The organism is Methylocystis sp. (genome assembly GCF_051061285.1).
In the GTDB taxonomy this organism is placed as follows: domain Bacteria; phylum Pseudomonadota; class Alphaproteobacteria; order Rhizobiales; family Beijerinckiaceae; genus Methylocystis.
This window is the reverse complement of sequence record NZ_JBPFEA010000010.1, coordinates 100,850-123,766: the sequence shown is the minus strand read 5'-3', so window position 1 is coordinate 123,766 and position 22,917 is coordinate 100,850. Positions and strand designations below refer to the sequence as shown.

Here is a 22,917-nt window from a genome sequence, read left to right as displayed (position 1 = left end):
GCGCATGCGGGACAACCGCCAGGTTGCGACAGGGATCGCCGGCGCTCTGGCTTTCGCCCTGGCGTTCGTCTCACCCCTCGACGCTTTGGCTCAAGGCGATTTTTTAGATTATCTCTTCGGGCCCGATCGACCTCCGGCGTTCTCCTCCCACCGCTCCTGGCGGGCGGTGCATGCGCGCTCGCGGCAACCGAGGCGCGCGCCGAGGACTTCAATTCATTACGCCAAACCCGAACCCGCAGGCGCCTCCGACACGGACTCGATGTCCGGCGGCGGCTACTGCGTGCGCGCCTGCGACGGCTATTATTTTCCCCTCGTCAAATTATCGCGAATTTCCGGCCAGCAATCCTGCGAATTCGCCTGTCCGTCAGCGCGCGTGCAGCTCTATCAGGGCGCAAGCATCGAGCAGGCGCGTAACGCCAAAGGGCAGCTCTATTCAGCGCTTCCGGCGGCGTTCAGCTTTCGCGACAAGCTGACGGCAAAATGCACCTGCAACGATCCGGCCGCATCTCGCGACTATTACATTGCGCTGTCCCGCCGGGATCCGACATTGCAAACCGGCGATATCGTCGTCGGCGAGAAGGGCGCATTCATTTACAGCCGCTCAAGCCTTGTGAGCGTCAGTCATGCCTCGCGCCAGATCAGGGCGCGGTTACGAGGCGTGCTGTCGCGCAACATCGCGCCGGACGCGGCGCGCGCCTCCCACCAAGGCGCCGTAGCGTTGAACAAAACGCAGCGACCGCCAAAATAGTCGCAGCCGCGGCGTCTGCGGCGCTTTACACTCGAAGCCGCGCCGGCTATGTGCCGCGAGCTCATTTATGACGGTTTTGTGACGGGTTCCCGGGAGGCGAGAGCGCCATGCTGTCTTGGTTTCAGGCGCTCATGCCGCGAGAGGAGCGTTTCTTCGATCTTTTCGAGCGGCATGCGGAGACGCTCGTCGCCGGATCCCACGCCTTGCGCGAGTTGCTGAACGGGGGCGACCGCGTGCTCGTCTGCAGCCAAGAAATCCGTCGCCAGGAGCATGAGGCCGACGCCATCGTCCGCGAGGCCCATTTGGCGGTTCGCCGCACATTCATCACGCCCTTCGATCGCAGCGACATCCGTGACCTGGTCACCGCAATGGACGACGCGATCGACCAAATGCATCAAACGGCGAAGGCGACGCTGCTCTACGAGACGCGCGAGTTCGAGCCCGGCATGCGTCGCATGGGCGACATTATCGTCCAGTCGGCGGAACTCACGCGCAGCGCCATACCGTTGCTGCGCTTGATGCGGCAGAATGCCGGCAGGCTCAACGCTTTCAGCGAGGAGATCACCCGCATTGAGGACGAGGCCGACGCCATTCACGATCAGGGCTTGAAGGAGCTGTTTCTGGCGCACCGCCACAAAGACCCGATGGCGTTCATCGTCGGCGCGGAAATCTACGGCCATCTCGAACGAGTCGTCGATGGCTTCGAGGATGTCGCCGACCGCGTCGCCGGCATCGTCATCGAGCATACTTAGGGACGGCGCTTGCAGAACTTTTCATTCTATCTCATTGGGCTTATCGCGGTCGCTCTGAGCTTCGATTTCCTGAACGGCCTGCACGACGCCGCCAATTCCATCGCGACGATCGTCTCGACCCGCGTTCTACGTCCGCAATTCGCCGTGTTCTGGGCGGCCTTCTTCAACTTCATCGCGTTCCTGTTTTTTGGGCTTCATGTGGCGCAAACCGTTGGAGCCGGCATCATTTCTCCGGATATCATCGACGATTTCGTTGTTTTCGGCGCGCTGATGGGGGCGATCGTCTGGAATTTGATCACATGGGGATTGGGCATTCCGTCCTCGAGTTCGCACGCCCTCGTCGGCGGCCTCGTGGGCGCCGGCGTGGCCAAGGTCGGCGCTTCCGCGATCGTCTGGAACGGGCTGCTCAAGACCAGCGTCGCGATCGTATTGTCGCCGGCGCTCGGGTTCGTTCTGGCGCTGGCGCTGATCCTGCTCGTGTCCTGGATCTTCGTGCGCCGGACGCCGGGCGGCGTCGACGCGCTGTTTCGCATCCTGCAATTCGGCTCAGCTTCCCTTTATTCGCTGGGCCATGGCGGCAATGACGCGCAGAAAACCATGGGGGTGATCGCGGTGCTCCTCTATTCGCACGGGGCGCTCGGCGGCGAGTTCTACGTGCCATTTTGGGTTGTCATCGCCTGTCAGGCGGCCATGGGCCTTGGAACCTTGTTTGGCGGATGGCGGATCGTGCACACAATGGGATCCAGGATCACCCGCTTGACCCCGATGCAGGGCTTCTGCGCCGAGACGGGGGGCGCTATCACTCTGTTTCTCGCGACGGCGCTGGGCGTTCCAGTATCGACGACGCATACGATCACCGGCGCGATCATTGGCGTGGGCGCGTCGAGGCGCGTGGCGGCGGTCCGCTGGAATGTCGCGAAGGACATCGTTGTCGCCTGGGTCATCACCATGCCGATGGCCGCCTTTTTCGCCGCGACCTTCTACGCGCTTGCGAGGTTCGCGGCATGAAGCCGGCCAAAGTGAAAAAGAAGCGCGTCGGCGCGGGTTCCGTCCTTCGCACGCAATACGCAGCATTGCCTTGGCGAATCAACGATGGGCGCCTGGAGATCATGCTCGTCACCTCCCGCGACACAAAGCGCTGGGTGATACCGAAGGGCTGGCCGATGAAAGGCCGCAAACCGCATATCGCCGCGGCGATCGAAGCGGTGCAGGAGGCCGGCCTCATCGGCAAGATGGACAAAGCGAAGCTCGGCGATTTCCGCTATGAAAAACGCCTCGACAGCGGCGCGACCGTCGACTGCCGCGTCGAGGTGTTTTCTCTGCGCGTGCAAAGCCAACGCAAGAAATGGCGCGAGAAGAAGCAGCGCGCCACCCGATGGTTCGAGTGCGGCGTCGCCGCCGGACTCGTCGAGGAGCCAGAACTGCGCGACCTGATGCTGGGCTTTTGCGAAGCGCTGTCGCAGCAAAAATCATAGAGCGAAGGCCCCGCGTCGTTCGAGGGCGTCACGAATCGGCGTCGCCGGTCTGATGTAACGCTCCGGCCGATGACAGAGGCATGCAGGCGTATGGATGACGTTTCGTCCGATCGATCTGCGGAAATCCCCCGTCGTCGCCGATCCGTGCGGCGTGTCTCGCCAGTGGGCGGCCGAACCGCTCCGGGCAGGCGCCGCCGCATCCAGCTTCGGCGGCGCTTTCGGCGCCTCTGCAATCGGCGTTATGAATCCTGAGCGAAGGGACGAGCAGTTTGCAATTCCTGCGGCAGGCTTCGTCCGAGGCGCCGCCGCCCGTCGCCGCGACATTTGTCGCCTCCATGGATGGCTTGCCGCTCTCCTGAATGAAGATCCGCGAAAGATCCCGCGGATCGAATTTGACCGCCACGCGTTCGCGCCCTTCTCGATGCAGCCGCGCAAGCCCTGGCGACCAGAATGTTTCGCCAAGCACGCGGACGCCGTTTGAACTGAGAGCGCAGAGGGCGTCAGGCAGAAGCGACAGTCGAAAGCGCATGCAATCTTGCGGCGGGCGCAACGGCGCCGCCGCTTCGGCCTCCCGCCAGCCGTCGAGCGGCGTGCGTCCCGTGTCTTTGTGCGGACGATGGTGATAGTCATTGACGAGGCCGTCGCCGACCGCGAATTCAACCTCGCGAATGTCGCGTGCGAGCGCGCGTCGCAGATGACGCGGCGCACTGGGAGTCCAGCTGACGCCATTGGCCTTGGCGATGGCGACTTTGCCGAACCGGCCGCCGAACATATGCGTGGCGCGCGCGCCAAAAACGCTTGAACTGATCGATTCGGACGCCGTTGCGATTCCCTGATCGCGCCAGGCGCGCGCCAGTTGGCGAAACCCAAAAATGCTTTGCGGGTCGATGGCGATGGTCTCGGGGAGCCCAGCGGCGGGCCAATCGCCAGTGAGTCCGCGCTCGTTCATCCAGCGCGCCTTGTCGCAAACGGCGTGCAGCAGACACAGGCCGAGCGAGACGCGCGACGGCGGCGCCAGCGAAAGATGAAAGCCGGCGACCATGCGCGTATTGGCGTCGATCGCCAAAGTCAGCCATGGATAGCCTGTTTCGCCCGTCCGCTCGTCGACGACATAGTCTTCGATCTTGGCGTGATCGAAGTAAACCATCTGCAGCGGCCGTTCCGGAATGTCGCTCAACCGCATTTGAGCCATGTCCCGCGAGCCATATCCCAATCAGTTCCCGACGCTGGACGCGCCGCGACCGCGACCCTCGAAGTCTCGCAGACGCTTGCGAATAGTGCGCCAATTCGGCGGCGCCAGCAGCTCTTCGCTGCAGCGCTGGTGAATGTCCTGCACCAGCGCTCTGAATCTCGGCCGAAGCGCGTGCGAATAATGGGCTTTGATCGCCTCCTGAATGAGCTGCTCGCGGCGCGGATCGAGACAGCGCGCGCCTTTCGGACGGCCCACCGGGCGTGTCCAGGGAGCCGTGATGGCCCCGCAGGTGCGAAAGGTTTTCATCATGCGATAGGCGGTCGCGCGACTGACGCCCAAATCCTTTTTGAGCTCCTCGACGATCTCCTTCGAAGGCTTGTCCACGATGCCGCTCAATAGCTGGCGAAGAGAATCTTCCCGCCGCTTGCGATAATTCAACTGATGGTCTTCTTCAGAGTTTTCGCTCATTTATTTTTCTCTTTATATACTCTTCGGGCCACCTTGTAATTTTGCTTTGTGTCAGATCCTTCCTGCTTTCTCTTGGCTCCTATCCGGGCGTGATCGTTCACGTCAAAGACATTGGTTCGTATGGAGATATCTTGCCTGTGAGGCGAGACATTTTGGCGATGCGCATGCATTCGGCCCCTGCGTCTTCGCTCTCTCTGCGGCCCCGCGGACAGGGATCGTCCCAACTCGAGGGAGATCAAGTTGGGACGATCGTTCGCGCCGGGGAGGGCGGCTAAAGATTGAGGGCTCGGTTCACGGTCGGAATGAAGATTGCGAAGAGGAACACGCAGAAGGCGACCCAAAAGGCGACCCAGCCAAGTTCATTAAACGAGTGCAAAGTCTTCATCCGTTTCCTCTCCATAAACTGCGGCGGACGCTGTCGATCAGCGCTGTTTCGATTTTCAACGATTCAACTCAACGCACAATAGGTTTAACTTGCGGCAACATGTCGCAAGTTTGACTATAATCTAGTCTTAAATCATTCTAAGATGGCGCTGTTTCATATTATAATACATCAAAAGTTGATTAACTGCGCCAACAAATTCAGGTATCAATTATATACAAACTTCACGTCTCAATATTTGTAGCAATAAAATGAGATTTTAAACAGCATATGGTGCAAATTGTCGCATGCTGAATACTATACTTTGCTTGACGTTGACAGTGTTCGACGTGATAGATTTCCCCCAGCTGTGAAACCCGCCGCGGGTTTGCGCACGCCGCGAGCGGTCATCGCGCAAGCGCTCTTTTGACCGCTTTACGCGGCGAGAGGAGCGTCTTGCGCGGCGCACATCGCAGCAATGGGAGGCCCAGCGCCAATCGGGACCGCAATTGCGTCTCGAGCCCGAAAGAGGAGAGGCAATGATGAATCAAACGACAGAAAAGGCCCTGAGCGCCGCACAAGCCGGCGAGACCGATACGATCGTGAACTTCAAGCCCGCCTACATCACCATGGGCGTGATGCTGGTGTTCTACGTCGGCATCCGAGTCTATGAGCAATATTTCGGATGGAAGGCCGGCCTCGATTCCTTCGCGCCGGAATTCCAGACCTATTGGATGAATTTGATGTGGACCGAGCTGCCGCTCGAGTTCGTCGCCTTCTGCGCCATCGGCGGCTATCTCTGGAAGACGCGCGACCGCAACATCGACGCCGTCGCGCCGCGCGAGGAGATGCGCCGCATCCTGACGCTCATCGGCTGGCTCGCGGTTTACGCCTTCTCGGTCTACTGGGGCGCCTCTTACTTCACCGAACAGGATGGCACCTGGCACCAGACGGTCATTCGCGACACCGACTTCACGCCGAGCCATATCCTGGAGTTCTACCTCAGCTATCCGATCTACATCATCTGCGGCTGGGGCGCCTTCATGTATGCGCACACGCGCATCCCGCAGTTCGCCAAGCGGATCTCGCTCGCCTTCCTGATGTTCTTCGCGGGGCCGTTCATGATCTTCCCGAACATCGGCCTGAATGAGTGGGGACACACCTTCTGGTTCATGGAGGAGCTGTTCACCGCGCCGCTGCACTGGGGCTTCGTGTTCTTCGGCTGGTTCGCGCTCGCCGTTTTCGGCGTCGCGCGCCAGGTGCTCGATCGCGTGATCGAACTCAGCAAGGAATACGAGAAGGACGCGCTCGCGCTTTAGATCACGCTGCATTTGGGCGTTATCGCCCAAATGCAGATGACGCGATCGATTCCAAAAACTTAGAGCGCGCTTTGCGCGAAAAACCGGGTTCCACTTTTTTGCAGCGCGCTCTAACGCGCGTCAACCTTCGCGCGTCAACGCATCGAAAATGGAAAGCGGCCATCGACCAAAAGGCGCAGGCCGGACGGGTCGCCGCTTTCCTTCAGCAAGATCAATTCGAGTGAGGAAAACATGTCGGCATCAACTGAAACAGGCTCGCCAGCCGGCAAGACCTGGAAATCGAAAGAAGAGTTTCTCGGCTGCGTCATTCTGACGGACTGGATCCTGCTGGTGATCCTGTTCGCCGTGCTGCTCGGCTCCTTCCACATCCACTATATGCTGCTCGCCGGCGACTGGGACTTCTGGATCGACTTCAAGGATCGGCGCATGTGGCCGACGGTGACCCCGATCGTCGCCATGTGCTTCGCCGCGGCCGCGCAATCCTTCTTCTGGACGAGGTTCCGGCTGCCGATCGGCGCCACGACTGTCGTGCTCGCTCTACTGATCGGCGAGTGGATCAACCGCTATGACAACTTTTGGGGCTGGACCTTTTTCCCGATCAATCTGGTGTTCCCGTCGGCGCTCATTCCAATGGGCTTCTGGCTCGACATCGTGCTGATGATCTCGGGCAGCTGGCTGGTCACGGCGCTTCTCGGCGGCCTCGGCTGGGGTCTCCTGTTCTATCCGATCAACTGGCCGGTCTTGGCGCAATATCATCAGGCCACTGAAATCGACGGCGTGCTGCTCACGCTCGCTGACCTCATCGGCTTCAACTACGTCCGCACCGGCACGCCGGAATATATCCGCATGGTCGAGCGCGGCACGCTGCGCACTTTCGGCAAGGACGTCGTGCCGGTCGCCGCCTTCTTCTCCGGCTTCATTTCGATGCTCGTCTACTTCCTGTGGTGGAACATGGGCAAGTGGTTCTCGACGACGAAATATATCGAGATCGAAGAGGTCTAGGACGCAACGCGCAATTTCACCGGAGCCGGCGACGGCTCCGGCGACGAAAAAATCCAAGGGAGTAACTCCAGATGAAAAGCTTGAATTTGCGATCGATGGCCAAAGGCGCGACGGCTCGCGTCGTCCGCTTTTGGATCCTCGGATTGGCCGTTGCTGGCGCGCTAACGACCTTGCCGGCGGCGACGCCCGCCGCCGCGCATGGCGAGCGTTCGCAGCAGGCGTTCCTGCGCATGCGCACGCTAAACTGGTATGACGTCAAATGGTCGAAGACCGAGCTCAATGTGAATGACGAGATGGAGCTCACCGGCAAGGTTCATGTGTTCTCCGGCTGGCCGCAAGCCGTCGCCAGGCCCGGCGAATCCTTTCTCAACGTCGGCGAGCCGGGACCGGTCCTCATCCGCAAGAGCGCCTTCGTCGGCGAAGTGCCGGTGCCGCGCACCTTCTCGATGGATGTCGGCAAGGACTATGAATACAAGATCGTCTTGAAGGCGCGCCGGCAAGGCCGCTATCACGTCCATGTCCAGATCAACGTCAAGGACGGCGGTCCGATCGTCGGTCCGGGACAGTGGATCACCATCAAGGGCGACATGAAGGATTTCACCAATCCCGTGACGCTGCTCGAAGGTTCGACAATCGATCTCGAAACCTATGGGATCTCCTGGACCTATATCTATCACTTCTTCTGGATGGCTGCCGCCACCGCCTGGATTCTCTACTGGTTCATGACCAAGGGGATCATCGTCCGATATTGGCAGGTCAAGGCCGGCAAGGGCCGCGAGCTGATCGGTCAAGACGAAAAGCGGATCGGCGCGATCACCCTTGCCGCGGTTCTCTTGGCTGTGCTCGTCTTCTATGCCGCCGCCAACCGGGAGTTCCCGCGCACGCTGCCGATGCAGGCAGGCTTGCTGACCGGCATCTCGCCGATCGACGAGCCGCGGTCGACCGTAGCCGTTCAGTTCAAGGGCGGCTCCTATACGGTGCCGGGCCGCGAATTGCGGATCAGGGCGAAGGTGACCAACAATGGCAAGGAGCCGATCCGGCTCGGCGAATTCACTGCCGCCGGTCTGCGCTTCCTCAATCCGGAAGTCTTCACCACGCGGCCGGATTTCCCTGACTATCTGCTTGCCGACCGCGGCCTTTCCGTGAGCGATCCGAACCCGATCGCGCCCGGCGAGTCTCGCGACCTGGAAGTGATCGTTCAGGACGCCCGCTTCGACATCGAGCGACTGTCCGATCTCGCCTATGACACCGATAGCCAGTTTGGCGGACTGCTGTTCTTCTTCAGCCCCTCTGGCGAGCGTCAGAGAGCTGAAATCGGCGGCCCGGTGATTCCGAAATTCCAGGCGGGAGCCACGCTCTAATCCTCCAAGCGTTGTTACGCGCTCGCTGCGAGCGCGCAACAAAACCTTGCCCGCCCAAGTTCTTGGGCGGGCATTTTGCATGGCGATTAGACGATCGGCATCACGGCGACGTGCAACTTTCTTCCCCGGAAAGACAGATCGCCGCCGTCATCCAGGCGAACGGCGTCTGCCTGAAAACCCCGAGCGGCGCGCTAAAGGCGCTCGCTCATTTTTCGCGCGCCGCAATGAGGATCTGCTTGGAGATGGGTTGGGTTAGCGCGTTTTCGCCGGCGGCGGATCGGCGCGCATCCAGCCTTTCGGGAGCTTCATGCGGGCGGCCTTACAAAACACCGTAGGTTCGGAGACTTTGGCGGTCTTGTCTTTTCTGCCCGAGCGGCTCTTGGCTCCTGCTGGGGGAGCATCCTTGTCGCCTTTGTCATAGACCGTCTTGTCCTTGCAGACGTCGGGGCATTTGCCGATGACGTCGGACTTGTTCTGGCCGCATCCCTTGCAGGCGCATGTGGAGTTTGGAAAGTCCTGACCACTGGCCGCCCGCGCCGGCGCGACGCCCGCAATCAAAAAACCGCAGACGGCCACATAGGCAGCAACCCGGGAAACGGCCACCATATTGCTTCTCCTCTTCAAGACGTCATTTCACGATAAGGAAGCGAAAACCTGGAATACACTGCGTCGCGCCGCCTTCAATGGCCGTTGAGGCGCGCGAGCCCCGCCTCGAGATCAGACTTCAGATCCGCGACATCCTCCAGTCCGATCGAAAAGCGCAGCGCCGGTCCTTCTGGAGTCCAGCGCGTCGCCGTCCTGTATGAAGAGCAGTCGAAAGGCAGGACAAGGCTTTCATAGCCGCCCCATGAGAATCCGATACCGAACAATTCCAATCCATCCACAAAAGCGGCGACCGCCTTTTTTGAAGTCTCTTTGAGGATAATGGAAAAAACGCCCGAAGCGCCGGTAAAGTCTCGTTTCCACAGCGCGTGGCCGGGATGCGTCGCAAGGCCGGGATGCAGCACGCGCGAAACTTCCGGCCGGTTCTCCAGCCACTTCGCGATGTCGAGCGCGGCGCGCTCCTGCTCGCGCAGCCGTAACGCCATGGTGCGCAGCCCGCGCAAGGCGAGCGCGGCGTCGTCGGGACTGGACCCCATGCTGAAGGCGTTGAAGGTCGCCCGCAGACGCTTCGCCCACTCTGAATTAGCGGAAACAAGCCCCATGAGGAGGTCCGCGTGGCCCGAGAGATATTTGGTGCCGGCTTCGATGACGAGGTCGCAGCCGCGCTCATGCGGCGGGAAGAGAAGGGTGGTCGCCCAGGTGTTGTCCGCGATGACACAGGCGCCATGGGCGTGGGCGGCCGCGGCGATCGCAGGAATGTCTTGAACTTCCATGCTCAGGGAGCCGGGCGATTCGACGAGCACCGCGGTCGTTTCGGGCTTCATCATCGCGGCGATGCCGCCGCCGATCAACGGATCATAATAGTCGACTTTGACTCCGAAACGCGCGAGAAGAGCGTCGCAGAAGATCCGCGTCGGCTGATAGGCGGAGTCCACGATGAGCGCATGCGCGCCCGCGTGGGTGGCGGTGAGAAGCGCCAGCCCGATCGCCGCAAGGCCGGAGGGCGTCAACACCGTGTCCGCGGCGCCGGCGATCTCGCTCCAGCCCTGCTCGAGCGCGCGAGTCGTGGGGGTCCCCTTGGTGCCGTAGGTGTAAGGCTGCCGTAACGCCTCGAGCGCGGCGACCGTCGGGAACAGCACCGTCGAACCGCGATAAATAGGGGGATTGACGAAGCCAAAATGATCGAACGGCGTGCGGCCGGCTTGCGTCACCAGAGTGGCGGGCTTTAATTTGCGCCTTGCTTTTCGCTTTTCTTCGGACATGCCGCCTCTGCCAACTCGTCTTTGCGTGAACGCCGCGCGACCGTAGTATATCCTCCGCCGGATGCCGAGCCCGCCATGATCCGCCGCACAGCTTTCGCCTTCCTTGCGGCCTTCGCCGGAGCGCTTTTCGCTCTTGGCGCCGGCGCGCAAACGGATGTCGGCCCTACGCTCGCGCAGATCATGAAGCGCGGCTATTTGACCTGCGGCGTGACCGACACCCCCGGCTTTGCTCAACGCGACGGCGCGGGCGAATGGCGTGGCTTCGACGTCGATTTCTGCCGGGCCGTCGCCAGCGCCGTCCTCGATGACCCGGCCAAGGCGCGATTCGTTGAGCTCTCGCAGAAAGAGCGCGCTGGCGCCTTGCAGGCCGGCGCCGTCGATCTGCTCGTCAGCGCGTCGCCGTGGACTCAAGCCCGCGACACCAGTCAAAAGCTGATCTATGCCGGCGTCTTCCTCCATGACGGGCAGGGGTTCTTGGTCCGCCGGCAGCGCAACTTGGCTTCCGTCCAGGACCTCGACGGCGCGTCGATCTGCATCGAGCAGGGCACGCCCTACGAACTTGCGGTCGCCGACTTTTTCCGGGCCCGCAAGGCGAAATATGATCCGAAGCTGTTCTCGAGCCTCGAGGACGCGGCCAAGGCCTATGACGAGGAAAAATGCGAAGCGCTGACGGCTGACGTTTCCACGCTGCATCGCGTCCGCATCGGCTTGACGGCGCCCGCGGATCACGCGGTCCTGCCGGACATTCTTTCGAAATCGCCGCGCGGCCCGCTTGTCCGCCAAGGCGACGATCAGTGGCTGAACATCGTCCGCTGGACGCTGTTCGCGATGATCGACGCAGAGGAGCTGGAGGTGTCGAAGGCGAACGCCGACGCCGCTTTATCGTCGGAGAATCCGCAGATACGGCGGCTGCTCGGCGTTGACGGCGCCCATGGCGACGATCTCGGCCTCTCTCAGGATTGGGCCTACCGCATCATCAAACATGTCGGCAATTACGCCGACGTTTTTGAGCGCAATCTCGGTCAGGGCGCGCCCTACGCCATGGAGCGCAGGCTGAACGCTTTGTGGAACAAGGGCGGCCTGATGTATGCGCCGCCGGTCAGATAGACGAGCGATCTGGCGAGCCGGCGCGGAGCTTCGCCCACCAATCCGCGAGCGTCTGGCGCTCGGGCGCGATGTCTTCCGCCAGCGGCCCGGCGAAGGCGCGCCATTCGTCGCGATAGTGCGGAGAGACCGCCGCGATCACCGGAACGCGCGCGGTCATCGCCGCTCGGAAGGCGTCGCAGAGCCCGCCACGCGCCGCCTCCTGTTTGGAGAACTTGCTGATCACGATCAATTGCGCGCCGTCGCGCGCCGCGCGCTCAATCGCCGCGCAGGCGAGCGCCAGCTCGCTCGTATCGAGATTGCAGGCGACCGAACCGGGGCCGAGGTCCTGCGAGATCGGGTAAAGGGCGCCGGTGGCGACGTCGCGCAGTACGATGCCCGAGCGGCCCGATGAATCCGCGACGCGCGTCTGCGTCACGCCGCCGACCCGCACGCCATCCCGCATCAACTCTTCGGCGAAGGCCTGCATCAGGGACTGGATGCGAACGCTATCTTCAGCGGGCAGGGCCGCAATGCGCGTCCATCCGGTCGCGGCCGTCAGCGCGGATCCGTTCAGGATATGAGATTCTTCGCTGGGGATCGACATCGAATCCTCGCCGGGCGCGCTGAAAGAGCCTATGTTTCAGGTTACGCGCCAGCCTCTTGTTTATCAGAGAGCAGGGCCGATTTGATAGAGAGCGTCAATTAAAACGACGTGAACCGCAGTGGGCGAACATTCACCTAAACCGCCGGCAGCTCAAGGCTCTGTGCAATCGGGGCCGATAGACGCCTTCCTGGACAAGGCAAAGAACGTCGCGGCGCGCGCGTCGCGCGGACGCCTGATTTTCGCGCTGGACGCCACAATGAGCAGACAGCCGACCTGGGACATGGCCCAGTCAATTCAGGGCGAAATGTTCCGCACGACGGCCGCGCAGGGCGGACTGGATGTTCAACTCGTCTACTTCCGCGGCTTCGGGGAATGCCGCGCCTCGCGCTTCGTCTCGGGAGGCGAGGGGCTCGGCGCGCTGATGTCGCGCATCGCCTGCCGAGGCGGCCGCACGCAGATCGGCAAGGTTCTACGCCACGCTCTCGACGAATCGCGCGCGGGACGCGTGGGCGCGCTCGTTTACATCGGCGACGCTATGGAGGAGCGGCTCGACGCCCTCGCGGCGACGGCAGGCGAACTTGGGCTGCTCGGCGTCAAGGCCTTCATGTTCCATGAGGGCCAGGACTCGGCCGCACAGCATGCCTATCGTGAGATCGCGCGCCTAACGGGCGGCGCCTATGCGGCGTTCGACGCCACAGCTCCAGGGCGTTTAGCGGAGCTTCTCGCCGCCGCGGCGGCCTACGCGGTAGGGGGTAGACGCGAGTTGGAGCGGCGCGCCGAAGAAGGCGGGGACGCCGCGCGCCTGCTTCTGTCTCAGATCGGTTGAGGATAAACGGATGCCCATTCTGATCGGACTCATCGCCCTGCTCCTGACGATTGTGGCGCTGAACGCCTATACGAAGACGTCGCCGGCGTTATTGGCGGTGATTTTCAAGCGCGGGGGCGGCTTCCTTGCCCTAGCGCTGGGCGCATTGCTCTTGGTGCGGGGACGCCTCGACCTCGGCATGGCGCTCTTGGGCTTTGGCGTTTGGCTCATGGGCCTGGGCGGGGGAGCCCTGCGCGGCTTTCGCAAAGCGGGCGCAGGGGCCGGCGGCATATCGCGGGTTCGATCGGCGATGATCGAAATGGAGCTCGACCACTCCACGGGCGCCATACGGGGCGTGGTTCTGGCCGGTCAGCACGAAGGCGTGCATCTTGATTCGCTGGCGCGGCCTGCGCTCCTCGAACTCTACGGCGTTTGCCGCCGGGACGATCCCGACGGCGCCAGGCTTTTAGAGGCTTATCTGGACCGCCGATTTTCCGGCTGGCGTTCGGCAAGCGATACGCACGCAAACTCGGGGGGTTTTCGTCCGGGAGAGGGCGGCGCGCGTCATGCAGGCGCGATTACGGAAGACGAGGCTTACGAAATTCTCGGCCTCAAGCGCGGCGCGGCGGCGGCGGACATTGCGCGCGCCCACCGTGATCTGATGAAGAAGCTTCATCCAGACCTTGGCGGAACGACTGATCTTGCGGCCCGGGTGAATGAGGCCAAGGACGTCCTGATGCGGCGTCACCAGCACTGACGCGCGTTGCGCGCTGTAGTCGTGGTCCCAAGTCGTTGACATGATCAGTTCTTTGTCGTGAAGCAGGCGAAGCCGGAGCGTTTGAGCGCCTTGCAGGCCGACTGCGCCGTGTCTTCCTCGAGCCCGGCGAAACGCGCGCGATAGAGCGTCTCAGTCCCCCGCTGCACCTTCTCGGTGAAGGCCTTGGCGGTCGCGGGAAAGCCTTGAAGCTGGCTGCGGGCGCGCACGAGCAGCTGATTGGCCTTTTCCTGATCGTCGGTCGCGCCGATCTGAATCATCCAGCCTGGCCGCCCCGGACGCGCGGCGTCCGCCTTTGCGAGCTGTGATTTTGCGGCGCCGCCACGAACGGCTGAAGGCGTCGTGGACACGGGCGTAACTTCGATCTTACGCGCGCCGTTCGTCGTGGAGCCGTCGCGCGCGGCCACTGGCGTAGCGCCCGCGCGGGCCTTGGCGCTCGGTGACGCGCCTTTGCGTTCGGCATCCCTGTCGTCGGCCAATCGCTTCTGGCCGCCGGAAACGAAAGCAGGACGAACCGCTGGCCGCTCAGCGCTCTCCTGCGGCGGAATGGTCGCGGCCGGAATCGGAGCGTTCAGCCGGCGGCCAAATGGTTCGGGCTGCCCGACAGGCTCTTCCTGAGGCTCGGCATAAGCCAGGCGCTCCGCGGCGATCTGTTGGGCGCGCTCGGCGGCGCGCTGCGTGCGCTCATACGCCAACTGCTCCTGCGCCAACTGCTCCTGCGCCTTGGCGGCATGCGGATCTTCGCTCACCGCCGCCGCGGTTCGTACGGAAGAGCCGCCGTCGATGTTTTCCTCGATCAGCCCCGCCATGATGCGATCCCGCGTGTAGGCGGTCTTACCGCCCATCACCACCGCGACAATGTGATGCCCGCGACGGCGCACCGAAGTCAGTAGATTGAAGCCGGACGCGCGCGTGTAGCCGGTCTTGATGCCGTCCATGCCTTCGACCTGGCCGAGGAGATGATTGTGGTTTCGGTGCAGGGCGCCGTTGTAGGCGAAGCTCGGCGTCGAGAAATAACGATAATAGTGCGGGAAGCGCTCCTGGATGGCGCGTCCTAGCAGCGCGAGATCATAGGCGGTCGTCACCTGATTTGGATCGGGGAGCCCCGACGCGTTCTCATAATTGGTGTTGCGCATCCCCAGCGCATGGGCCTTGCGCGTCATCATCTGCGCGAAACTATGCTCGTCGCCCGCGACGTTCTCGGCGATCGCGCAGGCGATGTCATTGGCGGATTTGGTGACGACCGCCTTGATCGCATTGTCGACGCTGATCGTCTGGCCAGGACGCAGGCCAAGCTTGGATGGCGCCTGCGCCGCTGCGTGTTGCGAAATCATCAGCGGCGAGTCCAGGCGCAGCCGCCCTTTTTCGAGCTGTTCGAACAGAAGAAAGAGCGTCATCACCTTTGTAACCGAGGCGGGATGGCGCAACTCGTGCTCGGCGCGGGAATACAGCGCGCGGCCGCTGTTGGCGTCGACGACGATGGCCGAAAAGCCGCGATGCTCGCCGATGACAGGATCGATATTGGCGTTTGCGCGCGCCCGAGCGGCCGAATTGCGGTCGTCAGAAGCGCTGCGGTGATGGAGATAATGTCTGCCGCGCGCCTCCGCAGAGACCGACATTGTGATGAGGATTGTGATCGTGGCAAAGCTTACCGCGAGGGAGTGGGGCCGCGGCAGGCGGTCCGACATACTCGATCTCAGCATAAACGCGCCCCTTCACTTCACTGTTGTTCGCGCAACCGCCCAGCCGCGCCAAAAGTGACGATTTGGCAGACTAAGCGCTTGCAGTTACCCGCGGGTTAAGCGCTAGCCTCGTGCAACGCTTATTGCGCCGCAACATTTTTGTTGACTTTATTTTGTGCAATGCATATAAATAAGTCGTGAGCGGGCGCATAGCGCCGCATAGGGCGCCTTTGCGCCAAAATCATGAGGACGAACCCATGGCAGCTAATTTCGACAGCGTTCAGAAGCTCGGCAAAGAGCAGTTTGAAGCCGTGTCCGCCGCCGCGGCTGCGGTGACCAAGGGCTGGCAGAGCATCGCCGCCGAGACCACCGATTACTCCAAGAAATCCTTCGAAAAGAGCCGCGTTCTGGCGGAAAAGCTGATTACGGTGAAGAAGATCGACGAAGCGTTTCAGCTTCAGACCGATTTCGCCAAGAGCGCCTACGAGGATTTCCTCGCCGAAGCGACCAAGCTCGGCGAGCTCTACGCCTCGATCGCCAAGGAAGCGTTCAAGCCGATCGAATCTGCCGCGAAAGCCTATAGCCCTGCCGAGTAATAGGCGCTAAACAGGTTTGTCCAAAACGCGGCTAGGACACATGAGCCCCGGGGAGGCGGTCGCCTCCGCCGGGCTTTGGACCGAGCGCCGTTCGTGCCGCTTCGTCGAGACCGTGGTCTCTGGCAAGCTCGAACGGCGGTCTTTAGCCTAGGAGTACCAGATGAGTTATGGAAAGCCGGCGGTTTCCGCCGGCGCCTTGTTTGGCGCGATTCTTCTGAGCGCCGCACTGTCTCCCGCGACGGCGCAGGATGTGCGCGTCGGCTGTTCCCTCGTCCAGCAATATGGCGGCGCGGAAGTGAGCGCCATGCTTGAGCAGGTCCGCTCAACCGTTGGCGACAGCGAGGCGAATACGCTTCACGCCAAATATGTCGGCCTCAAGAACGACTGCAGTTCTAATCTGAGCGCGTCTCGTGTGGTTCACCTCTCTCCCGCGATGCACCGGCTCCTCGCCGAAAATGGCGTGAACGTTCACCGCTTCGCCGTTTTGCAGCGATAGTCTGCGCTCTGCCCCAAACGTGAAAACGTTGGGGCGGGCGCCGCTTTTCACGCTATCTGGGGACGGCGGCGCGCGCGGAGTTCCGGGACGCGGCGCGAAACTGTAGACTTCGGCCCGAATTCGTCCGCGTCCTCAAGGCCTGCGACCATGCCTGCCGCCGAAGCCGGCTTTCTGCATCTTCACGTCCATACCGCCTATTCGCTGCGCGAGGGCGCGCTTTCGCTTGGCAAGCTGATTGATCTCGCGGTGCGCGACCTCCAGCCCGCGCTCGCGGTCACCGACACCAATAATCTTTTCGCGGCCCTGGAGTTTTCCGAGAAGGCGGTGAAAGCTGGGCTTCAACCGATCGCGGGCGCACAGCTCCGGGTCGACTTCGGCGACGGCAAGGGCGGCGCAGTTGCGGCGCGAGACGATCGTTTCGCCAACATCGTGCTGCTGGCCAAGACCGAGGCCGGCTATCGCAATTTGATGCGGCTCGCCTCGCGCGCCTTTCTCGATGTCGAGCAGGGCGACGAGCCGCATCTGACGCTCGACGCGCTAGCCGCCGACGCCGAGGAGCTGATCGCGCTGACCGGCGGGCCCGACGGCGCGTTGGACCGCGCCCTGGCGCAGGGCAGGCCGGAGCAGGCGCGCGCGCGCCTCGCAACGCTCGAGCGTCTCTACGGCGACCGGCTCTATATCGAGGTCCAGCGCCACAGTTTGCGTTCTGAACGCGACGTGGAGCCGCAGCTGCTGGACCTAGCCTATCGTCGCGGCTTGCCGCTCGTGGCGACGAATGAGCCCTATTTTGCTCAGCCCGCCGATTTCGAAGCGCATGACGCGTTGCTCTGTATCGCCGAAGGCGCGGTGACCAGCGTCGACGATCGCAGGCGAGTCTCGCCCGAGCACTACTTCAAGACTCGCGCCCAAATCTGCGCGCTTTTCGCCGATCTCCAAGAGGCGACCGCCAACACGCTGGAGATCGCCCGTCGCGTTAGCTTCCGGCCCCAAACGCGCAAGCCGATCATGCCGCGCTTCGTCCAGGAGGCGCGCGATGCGCAGTCTCTCGACGAAATCGAGGCGCAGGAGCTGCGCCGGCAAGCGATCGAGGGGCTGGAGCAGCGCCTCGCCGCGCATGGGCCGGCGCCGGGCCGAACGCGGGAGGAATACGCCGCGCGACTCGATTTCGAACTTTCCGTCATCGAGAAGATGCGCTTCCCGGGCTATTTCCTTATCGTCTCCGACTTCATCAAATTCGCTAAATCCCAGGGAATTCCGGTCGGACCGGGACGCGGCTCCGGCGCGGGTTCGCTCGTCGCCTATGCGCTGACCATCACCGATCTGGATCCGGTTCGCTTCGGACTCTTCTTCGAACGCTTCCTCAACCCTGAGCGCAATTCGATGCCGGACTTCGACATCGACTTCTGCCAGACGCGGCGCGGCGAGGTGATCGACTACGTCAGACGCCGCTATGGCACCGACCGAGTGGCGCAAATCATCACCTTCGGCTCCTTCCTGGCGCGCGGCGTTTTGCGCAGCGTCGGTCGCGTGCTCGAAATGCCGCTCGGACAGGTCGACAAGCTCGCCAAGCTCGTGCCGCAGAATCCGGCGAAGCCCGTCACGCTCGCCGAGGCGCTGGCGAGCGAGCAGAAGTTGCGCGAGGCCGTGGAGGAGGACGAGCGCGTCAGGCGGCTCTTTAAAATCGCCGGCTCGCTCGAAGGGCTTTTTTCCAACGCCTCCACCCACGCCGCCGGCGTCGTCATCGGCGACCGCCCGCTGCACGAGGTGACGCCGCTTTACCGCGATCCAAAGTCCGACATGCCGGCGACCCAGTTCAATATGAAGTGGGTCGAGCCGGCGGGATTGATCAAATTCGACTTTCTCGGTCTGAAGACGCTCACCGTGCTCGCAACGGCGAGCGGTCTGGCGCGCCGCCGCGACCCTGGCTTCGACCTCGCCAAGGTTCCGCTCGATGATCCGGCGACCTATGCGCTGCTCGGCCGCGGCGAGACGGTCGGCATATTCCAGCTGGAAAGCGCCGGCATGCGCAAGGCGCTGGTCGAAATGCACGCGGATCGCTTTGAGGACATCATCGCGCTCGTGGCGCTGTATCGCCCGGGACCGATGGCCAATATCCCCACCTATTGCGCGGTGAAGCTCGGCGATGAGGAGGCGGATTATTACCATCCCAAGATCGAGCCCATTCTGAAGGAGACCTTCGGCGTCATCATCTACCAGGAGCAGGTGATGCAGATCGCGCAGGTGCTCTCCGGCTACACGCTGGGCGAAGCCGATATGCTCCGCCGCGCCATGGGCAAAAAAATCAAGTCTGAGATGGACGCCCAGCGCGAGCGCTTCGTCAAAGGCGCTATCGCGGGCGAGGTAAAGGCGGACCTCGCCAATTTTATTTTCGACCTCTTGGCGAAATTCGCCGATTATGGCTTCAACAAGAGCCATGCGGCGGCCTATGCGCTGATCGCCTATCAGACCGCCTGGTTCAAGACGCATTATCCGGCGGAATTCCTCGCCGCCTCGATGACCTTCGACAAGAGCCAGACCGACAAGCTCGCCGAGTTCCGCGACGAGGCGCGGCGCATGGGCATCGCTGTCGAACCGCCGTCGATCAATGAGTCGGGCGTCGACTTCGACGTCGCGCCGGGCGCCGAAGGCAGGCTCGCGATCCGCTACGCATTTTCGGCCATCAAGGGCGTCGGCGAAGCGCAGGCCGAATCTCTCGTGCGCTCCCGCGGGGCACGCCAATTTGCCAGTCTCGCCGACGTCGCGAGACGGCTGAACCCCCGCGAAGTGAACAAGAAGACGCTGGAGAGCCTTACAGCCTGCGGCGCCTTCGACCAAATCGAGCCCAATCGCGCCAGGGCTTTCGCCGCGATCGAGGCGATGCTCGCCGCGGCGAACAGGCACGCCGAGGACCGCAAGGCCGGACAAAACGCGCTCTTTGGCGAAGCCGAGGCTGCGGACCTCGCGGTTCCAAAGACGCCGCCCTGGCCAGCGGCCGAGACGCTGCGACGCGAATATGAAGCCGCCGGCTTTTTCCTCTCGGGCCATCCGCTCGACGCTTACGCCGGCCTCTTGCCGAAAATCCGCGTGTCGCGCTGGAGCGAATTCGCCGCCTCGGTCAAGCGCGGCGCCACCGCCGGCCGGCTCGCCGCCGTGGTTCTGGACAGGACCGAAAGGCGCACCAAGTCCGGGTCCAAGATGGGGATCTTGCAGCTCTCGGACGTCAGCGGACACTATGAGGCGATCCTCTTCCAGGAGGGCCTGACCCAATATCGCGATCTTCTGGAGAAGGGCGCGGCGGTGCTCGTGACCCTCTCCGCGGCGGTCGAGGGCGAGGACGTCCGGGCGCGCATCGTTGCCGTCGAACCTTTGGCCGCGGCGGCGGCGCGCGCGCAAAAGGGACTGCGCGTCGTCGTCGGCGACGAGGGGCCGCTCGACGGGATCAAGACGCGGCTCGCCGGACGTGGCGACGGCGAGGTGTCGATTCTTCTCAAGCGCGATGCGGGACGGGAGGAAATCGAAATCCGTCTGCCCGGAAGCTATCCGATCACTCCGGAAGTGGCCGGCGCGCTGCGCGCCATTCCGGGCGTTTTGGAGGTCGAATATCTGTAGGAAGCCTCTTAAACTTAAACTATAGCTTTAATAATTAAGTGTTTGATTTAACTAAATTCAGATATATTTGCTATGAAGCAGCTGCGCGATCGAGAAACTCGGCGCCCCGCGTGGGCGCAATCTTTCCAGCAGACGCTGGGAACAAAAGCTCATCGAGATCGTTAATGGGCCGTTAGCTCTAGCCGCCACACCTTTCCTCGCCCCGCCGGGAGGCCCTCATGGACGCGTTGCTCTCCGCCGCAGCCGCGAACGTTGGCGCGCCCAACGCGCAATTCCTCGCCCTTCTGATCATCGGCGGACTTGTCGGCTGGAGCGCGACAAAGCTCTGGCATGTTCTGCACGTCGACGTTCGAGCAGGGGCTTTGCTGCTCTCAGCGGTCACGGGGGCATGGCTGGCGGCCGAACTCGCCGTTCGGGCAGGCGTGGGCCAGCGCTGCGCAGACGCCGTCTTGATCGCCGGCGCGGTCGGCGCGGCGCTGTTCTGCGTCGCGTGCCGGGCGCTGCCTCACGCCAATAGATCTTCCGAGGACATTGCCGTCCGACATTGATATGCCTAGCTTGGTGAGAGAGGAGACTCTCCGCCCTTGACCGTGCTTGATCTCTTGAACGACGACCCCCGGAAAAAGCGGGGGGAGCCGCCGCTGCGTCATCCCGAAAAGGCGAGCCGGCCTGACGCGCCCATTCTGCGCAAGCCGCCGTGGATCCGCGTCAAAGCGCCCGGTTCGAAGGCCTGGGCGGAAACCAGCGGCCTCTTGAAGGACGCCGGACTCGCGACCGTGTGCCAGGAAGCTTCCTGTCCCAACATCGGCGAATGCTGGGAGAAAAAACACGCCACCTTCATGATCATGGGCGAGATCTGCACGCGCGCCTGCGCGTTCTGCAATGTCGCCACCGGCCTGCCGACGCGGCTCGACCCGACCGAGCCGGGCAGGGTCGCCAAAGCCACGCGCGCTCTCGGCCTGTCGCATGTCGTGGTGACGTCCGTCGATCGCGACGATCTCGATGACGGCGGCGCCGGTCATTTCGCCGAGACCATCGCCGCCATTCGGTCGGCGTGTCCCGAAACGACGATCGAAGTGCTCACGCCGGACTTCCTCAGAAAGCCCGGCGCGCTGGAGCGCGTAGTGGCGGCGGGCCCGGATGTCTTCAATCACAATCTCGAGACCGTGCCGTCGCTCTATGTCACCGTGCGGCCGGGCGCGCGCTATTTCCACTCGCTGCGATTGCTTCAGCGCGCCAAGGAGCTGAATCCCTCGCTTTTCACCAAGTCCGGAATCATGGTGGGGCTCGGCGAGAGTCGTATAGAGGTGATGCAGGTGATGGACGACATGCGCTCGGCGGACATCGATTTCATCACCATCGGCCAATATCTGCAGCCCTCCCGCAAGCACCATCCGATCGCGCGCTTCGTGACGCCGGAGGAGTTTGAGTCCTATAAGACGCTCGCCTATGCGAAGGGCTTTCTCTACGTCGCCGCCTCGCCGCTCACCCGCTCGTCGCATCATGCCGGCGAGGATTTCGCGAAATTGCGCGCGGCGCGCTCTCAGCAGGCCTTGGCGAACTCACGCGGGAGATGAGGCCCGGATCTGGAAAGATAACCATTCAGCCTCTCACATGCGGACAGCCGCTCCGACTAACTGAAAGCCCTTCGCCAGTATGCCAAAAATTGTCGCTTCCGGCGGGACCGAGCAGGCTCGGTCCGCCTTCGCCCCAGCCGAACTCGCGATCGTGCGGCGCGCCTATGCGGCTCAGATGCTCGCGGTTGTGGGCGTCGCCAACCCAGCCGTCGAAGCCGCATACGCCGCCGTGCCGCGCGAGCGTTTTCTGGGCGAGCCACCATGGACCATCGCTTCGCCCTTCGGCGGGCTGCGGACGCTGCCTCGTCCAGATCCGGCGCTCCTTTACCAGGACGTGCTTTTCGCGCTGGATCCCGCGCGCGGAGTCAATAATGGCAGCCCCTCGTTGCACGCCAAGCTCCTCGACACCTTGGCTCCGCGAGAAGGCGCGCGCATCGCACATATCGGCGCGGGGACGGGCTATTACACTGCGATACTCGCTGAACTCGTCGGTCCCTCCGGTCATATCGTCGCTGTTGAATTCGATCCCGTCCTCGCCGGCAAGACGGCGGACTTTCTTGCCGATCGCTCAAATGTCTCTGTGGTCGTGGGCGATGGGGCGGAGTGGCCGCAAGACTCCGCTGATGGCGTTTATGTGAATTTCGCTGTCGCCCGTCCGGCTGACCGCTGGATTGAATGTCTTGCGCCTGGGGGCCGGCTGGTCTTTCCCCTGGGTGTAATTGGAGAGAAACGCCGTCTGCTCGGCGGACGTCACAGCGATCGCGGCGCGGCGTTCTGCGTCCAACGCTTTCCTGAAGGTTATGGAGCGAATTTTTTGGGACCGGCTTCTTTCGTATATGCCGAAGGCCCGCTCGGCGCTGTGGACGCCAAGGAGAGCGCGCGCCTTCGTCAAAACTTGGAGGACGGAGCCCCAAAAGCAGTACGTAGCCTCATTTGGAAAAAGTCGGCCGAAGAGAAAAATTGCTGGCACGTTGGTAACGGATGGGCGCTCAGTTTTGATGAGATCACCGCTTGACCTCCGAGCCAAGTCGGCGAGCAGTGCCCCGCGGTATTTTGAATCATCATTTGGCAAACTTAGGAATCTGATCTTATCAAAAAGACCTAAGGCGCAAAGGATCAGGCCTTCTTCGCATTGGCGAAGAAG

General features: G+C 62.6%; 22 protein-coding genes. 16 read left to right on the top strand and 6 right to left on the bottom strand.

Annotated features, from left to right (window positions below; all coding sequences use genetic code 11):
* Window positions 1-4: 4 nt before the first annotated feature.
* The 4 genes from ACR65T_RS03245 to ACR65T_RS03230 all read left to right on the top strand — a co-directional run bounded on the left by ACR65T_RS03245 (window position 5) and on the right by ACR65T_RS03230 (window position 2,975).
* Window positions 5-748: a DUF2865 domain-containing protein gene (locus ACR65T_RS03245; RefSeq protein ID WP_434495141.1), complete on the top strand. Its 744-nt coding sequence runs from the start codon at window positions 5-7 to the stop codon at window positions 746-748.
* 107 nt (window positions 749-855) lie between these two features.
* Window positions 856-1,500, top strand: a complete 645-nt coding sequence (locus ACR65T_RS03240; protein WP_434495140.1) for a DUF47 domain-containing protein — start codon at window positions 856-858, stop codon at window positions 1,498-1,500.
* Between the two features lie 9 nt (window positions 1,501-1,509).
* Window positions 1,510-2,508, top strand: coding sequence for an inorganic phosphate transporter (locus tag ACR65T_RS03235; protein WP_434495139.1), 999 nt, complete (start codon window positions 1,510-1,512; stop codon window positions 2,506-2,508).
* The gene (locus ACR65T_RS03230; RefSeq protein WP_434495138.1) at window positions 2,505-2,975 is read left to right on the top strand and encodes an NUDIX hydrolase; all 471 of its coding nucleotides are present in this window, start codon (window positions 2,505-2,507) and stop codon (window positions 2,973-2,975) included. Before ACR65T_RS03235 ends, ACR65T_RS03230 begins: the two co-directional genes overlap by 4 nt.
* 28 nt (window positions 2,976-3,003) lie before the next feature.
* Here ACR65T_RS03230 and ACR65T_RS03225 read toward each other — a convergent pair whose 3' ends face one another.
* Entirely contained in the window at window positions 3,004-4,167 is a 1,164-nt protein-coding gene (locus ACR65T_RS03225; protein WP_434495137.1) for a Mu transposase C-terminal domain-containing protein, read from the bottom strand.
* A gap of 21 nt (window positions 4,168-4,188) precedes the next feature.
* Entirely contained in the window at window positions 4,189-4,635 is a 447-nt protein-coding gene (locus ACR65T_RS03220; RefSeq protein WP_434495136.1) for a transposase, read from the bottom strand.
* A 903-nt stretch (window positions 4,636-5,538) separates the two neighbouring features.
* On the opposite strand from ACR65T_RS03220, the gene amoC reads away from it, so the two are divergent.
* The 3 genes from amoC to amoB all read left to right on the top strand — a co-directional run bounded on the left by amoC (window position 5,539) and on the right by amoB (window position 8,678).
* A complete protein-coding gene (gene amoC, locus ACR65T_RS03215; RefSeq protein WP_434495178.1) occupies window positions 5,539-6,315 on the top strand; it encodes a bacterial ammonia monooxygenase, subunit AmoC in 777 nt (258 codons plus the stop codon).
* Between the two features lie 231 nt (window positions 6,316-6,546).
* Window positions 6,547-7,317, top strand: a complete 771-nt coding sequence (gene amoA / locus ACR65T_RS03210) for a bacterial ammonia monooxygenase, subunit AmoA (RefSeq protein ID WP_434490715.1) — start codon at window positions 6,547-6,549, stop codon at window positions 7,315-7,317.
* Between the two features lie 71 nt (window positions 7,318-7,388).
* Complete coding sequence (amoB, locus tag ACR65T_RS03205; protein WP_434495135.1) at window positions 7,389-8,678, top strand: bacterial ammonia monooxygenase, subunit AmoB; 1,290 nt, start codon at window positions 7,389-7,391, stop codon at window positions 8,676-8,678.
* A 252-nt stretch (window positions 8,679-8,930) separates the two neighbouring features.
* Here the strand turns inward: amoB and ACR65T_RS03200 are convergent, their stop codons facing one another.
* Window positions 8,931-9,284 carry a hypothetical protein gene (locus ACR65T_RS03200; protein WP_434495134.1) on the bottom strand — a complete coding sequence of 118 codons (354 nt, stop codon included), beginning with the start codon at window positions 9,282-9,284 and terminating at the stop codon, window positions 8,931-8,933.
* A gap of 74 nt (window positions 9,285-9,358) precedes the next feature.
* Window positions 9,359-10,543, bottom strand: coding sequence for a cystathionine beta-lyase (metC, locus tag ACR65T_RS03195; protein WP_434495133.1), 1,185 nt, complete (start codon window positions 10,541-10,543; stop codon window positions 9,359-9,361).
* A 75-nt stretch (window positions 10,544-10,618) separates the two neighbouring features.
* Here metC and ACR65T_RS03190 point away from each other — a divergent pair, with 75 nt between their 5' ends.
* The gene (locus tag ACR65T_RS03190) at window positions 10,619-11,650 is read left to right on the top strand and encodes an amino acid ABC transporter substrate-binding protein (RefSeq protein WP_434495132.1); all 1,032 of its coding nucleotides are present in this window, start codon (window positions 10,619-10,621) and stop codon (window positions 11,648-11,650) included.
* Here ACR65T_RS03190 and ACR65T_RS03185 read toward each other — a convergent pair.
* A complete protein-coding gene (locus ACR65T_RS03185; RefSeq protein ID WP_434495131.1) occupies window positions 11,643-12,233 on the bottom strand; it encodes a DUF2478 domain-containing protein in 591 nt (196 codons plus the stop codon). The two genes, ACR65T_RS03190 and ACR65T_RS03185, sit on opposite strands and share 8 nt — an antisense overlap.
* Window positions 12,234-12,351: 118 nt before the next feature.
* On the opposite strand from ACR65T_RS03185, the gene ACR65T_RS03180 reads away from it, so the two are divergent.
* Together ACR65T_RS03180 and ACR65T_RS03175 are read left to right on the top strand one after the other, a co-directional pair.
* Complete coding sequence (locus tag ACR65T_RS03180; RefSeq protein WP_434495130.1) at window positions 12,352-13,059, top strand: VWA domain-containing protein; 708 nt, start codon at window positions 12,352-12,354, stop codon at window positions 13,057-13,059.
* 10 nt (window positions 13,060-13,069) lie between these two features.
* Window positions 13,070-13,795, top strand: a complete 726-nt coding sequence (locus ACR65T_RS03175) for a DnaJ domain-containing protein (protein ID WP_434495129.1) — start codon at window positions 13,070-13,072, stop codon at window positions 13,793-13,795.
* 44 nt (window positions 13,796-13,839) lie between these two features.
* On the opposite strand, the gene ACR65T_RS03170 is transcribed toward ACR65T_RS03175, so the two are convergent.
* Window positions 13,840-15,516: a serine hydrolase gene (locus ACR65T_RS03170; RefSeq protein WP_434495128.1), complete on the bottom strand. Its 1,677-nt coding sequence runs from the start codon at window positions 15,514-15,516 to the stop codon at window positions 13,840-13,842.
* A 236-nt stretch (window positions 15,517-15,752) separates the two neighbouring features.
* Here ACR65T_RS03170 and ACR65T_RS03165 point away from each other — a divergent pair, with 236 nt between their 5' ends.
* The 6 genes from ACR65T_RS03165 (at window position 15,753) to ACR65T_RS03140 (ending at window position 22,788) form a co-directional block, all read left to right on the top strand.
* Window positions 15,753-16,091, top strand: a complete 339-nt coding sequence (locus tag ACR65T_RS03165; protein WP_014889697.1) for a phasin family protein — start codon at window positions 15,753-15,755, stop codon at window positions 16,089-16,091.
* Window positions 16,092-16,251: 160 nt separating this feature from the next.
* Complete coding sequence (locus ACR65T_RS03160; RefSeq protein ID WP_434495127.1) at window positions 16,252-16,587, top strand: hypothetical protein; 336 nt, start codon at window positions 16,252-16,254, stop codon at window positions 16,585-16,587.
* Window positions 16,588-16,734: 147 nt separating this feature from the next.
* Window positions 16,735-20,196 (top strand): DNA polymerase III subunit alpha, encoded by a 3,462-nt coding sequence (gene dnaE / locus ACR65T_RS03155; protein WP_434495126.1) that lies wholly within the window; start codon window positions 16,735-16,737, stop codon window positions 20,194-20,196.
* A gap of 218 nt (window positions 20,197-20,414) precedes the next feature.
* The gene (locus tag ACR65T_RS03150; RefSeq protein WP_434495125.1) at window positions 20,415-20,744 is read left to right on the top strand and encodes a hypothetical protein; all 330 of its coding nucleotides are present in this window, start codon (window positions 20,415-20,417) and stop codon (window positions 20,742-20,744) included.
* 36 nt (window positions 20,745-20,780) lie between these two features.
* Complete coding sequence (gene lipA, locus ACR65T_RS03145) at window positions 20,781-21,773, top strand: lipoyl synthase (RefSeq protein WP_434495124.1); 993 nt, start codon at window positions 20,781-20,783, stop codon at window positions 21,771-21,773.
* A gap of 79 nt (window positions 21,774-21,852) precedes the next feature.
* The gene (locus tag ACR65T_RS03140; protein ID WP_434495123.1) at window positions 21,853-22,788 is read left to right on the top strand and encodes a protein-L-isoaspartate O-methyltransferase family protein; all 936 of its coding nucleotides are present in this window, start codon (window positions 21,853-21,855) and stop codon (window positions 22,786-22,788) included.
* Window positions 22,789-22,917: the final 129 nt, after the last annotated feature.

What these genes read in the sequence shown, in the direction of transcription:
- ACR65T_RS03245 (WP_434495141.1), top strand. Translation starts at nt 5, where the DNA reads ATGCGGGACAACCGCCAGGTTGCGACAGGGATCGCCGGCGCTCTGGCT.
- ACR65T_RS03240 (WP_434495140.1), top strand. Translation starts at nt 856, where the DNA reads ATGCTGTCTTGGTTTCAGGCGCTCATGCCGCGAGAGGAGCGTTTCTTC.
- ACR65T_RS03230 (WP_434495138.1), top strand. Translation starts at nt 2,505, where the DNA reads ATGAAGCCGGCCAAAGTGAAAAAGAAGCGCGTCGGCGCGGGTTCCGTC.
- ACR65T_RS03225 (WP_434495137.1), bottom strand. Translation starts at nt 4,167, where the DNA reads ATGGCTCAAATGCGGTTGAGCGACATTCCGGAACGGCCGCTGCAGATG.
- ACR65T_RS03220 (WP_434495136.1), bottom strand. Translation starts at nt 4,635, where the DNA reads ATGAGCGAAAACTCTGAAGAAGACCATCAGTTGAATTATCGCAAGCGG.
- amoC (WP_434495178.1), top strand. Translation starts at nt 5,539, where the DNA reads ATGAATCAAACGACAGAAAAGGCCCTGAGCGCCGCACAAGCCGGCGAG.
- amoA (WP_434490715.1), top strand. Translation starts at nt 6,547, where the DNA reads ATGTCGGCATCAACTGAAACAGGCTCGCCAGCCGGCAAGACCTGGAAA.
- amoB (WP_434495135.1), top strand. Translation starts at nt 7,389, where the DNA reads ATGAAAAGCTTGAATTTGCGATCGATGGCCAAAGGCGCGACGGCTCGC.
- ACR65T_RS03200 (WP_434495134.1), bottom strand. Translation starts at nt 9,284, where the DNA reads ATGGTGGCCGTTTCCCGGGTTGCTGCCTATGTGGCCGTCTGCGGTTTT.
- metC (WP_434495133.1), bottom strand. Translation starts at nt 10,543, where the DNA reads ATGTCCGAAGAAAAGCGAAAAGCAAGGCGCAAATTAAAGCCCGCCACT.
- ACR65T_RS03190 (WP_434495132.1), top strand. Translation starts at nt 10,619, where the DNA reads ATGATCCGCCGCACAGCTTTCGCCTTCCTTGCGGCCTTCGCCGGAGCG.
- ACR65T_RS03185 (WP_434495131.1), bottom strand. Translation starts at nt 12,233, where the DNA reads ATGTCGATCCCCAGCGAAGAATCTCATATCCTGAACGGATCCGCGCTG.
- ACR65T_RS03175 (WP_434495129.1), top strand. Translation starts at nt 13,070, where the DNA reads ATGCCCATTCTGATCGGACTCATCGCCCTGCTCCTGACGATTGTGGCG.
- ACR65T_RS03170 (WP_434495128.1), bottom strand. Translation starts at nt 15,516, where the DNA reads ATGCTGAGATCGAGTATGTCGGACCGCCTGCCGCGGCCCCACTCCCTC.
- ACR65T_RS03165 (WP_014889697.1), top strand. Translation starts at nt 15,753, where the DNA reads ATGGCAGCTAATTTCGACAGCGTTCAGAAGCTCGGCAAAGAGCAGTTT.
- ACR65T_RS03160 (WP_434495127.1), top strand. Translation starts at nt 16,252, where the DNA reads ATGAGTTATGGAAAGCCGGCGGTTTCCGCCGGCGCCTTGTTTGGCGCG.
- dnaE (WP_434495126.1), top strand. Translation starts at nt 16,735, where the DNA reads ATGCCTGCCGCCGAAGCCGGCTTTCTGCATCTTCACGTCCATACCGCC.
- ACR65T_RS03150 (WP_434495125.1), top strand. Translation starts at nt 20,415, where the DNA reads ATGGACGCGTTGCTCTCCGCCGCAGCCGCGAACGTTGGCGCGCCCAAC.
- ACR65T_RS03140 (WP_434495123.1), top strand. Translation starts at nt 21,853, where the DNA reads ATGCCAAAAATTGTCGCTTCCGGCGGGACCGAGCAGGCTCGGTCCGCC.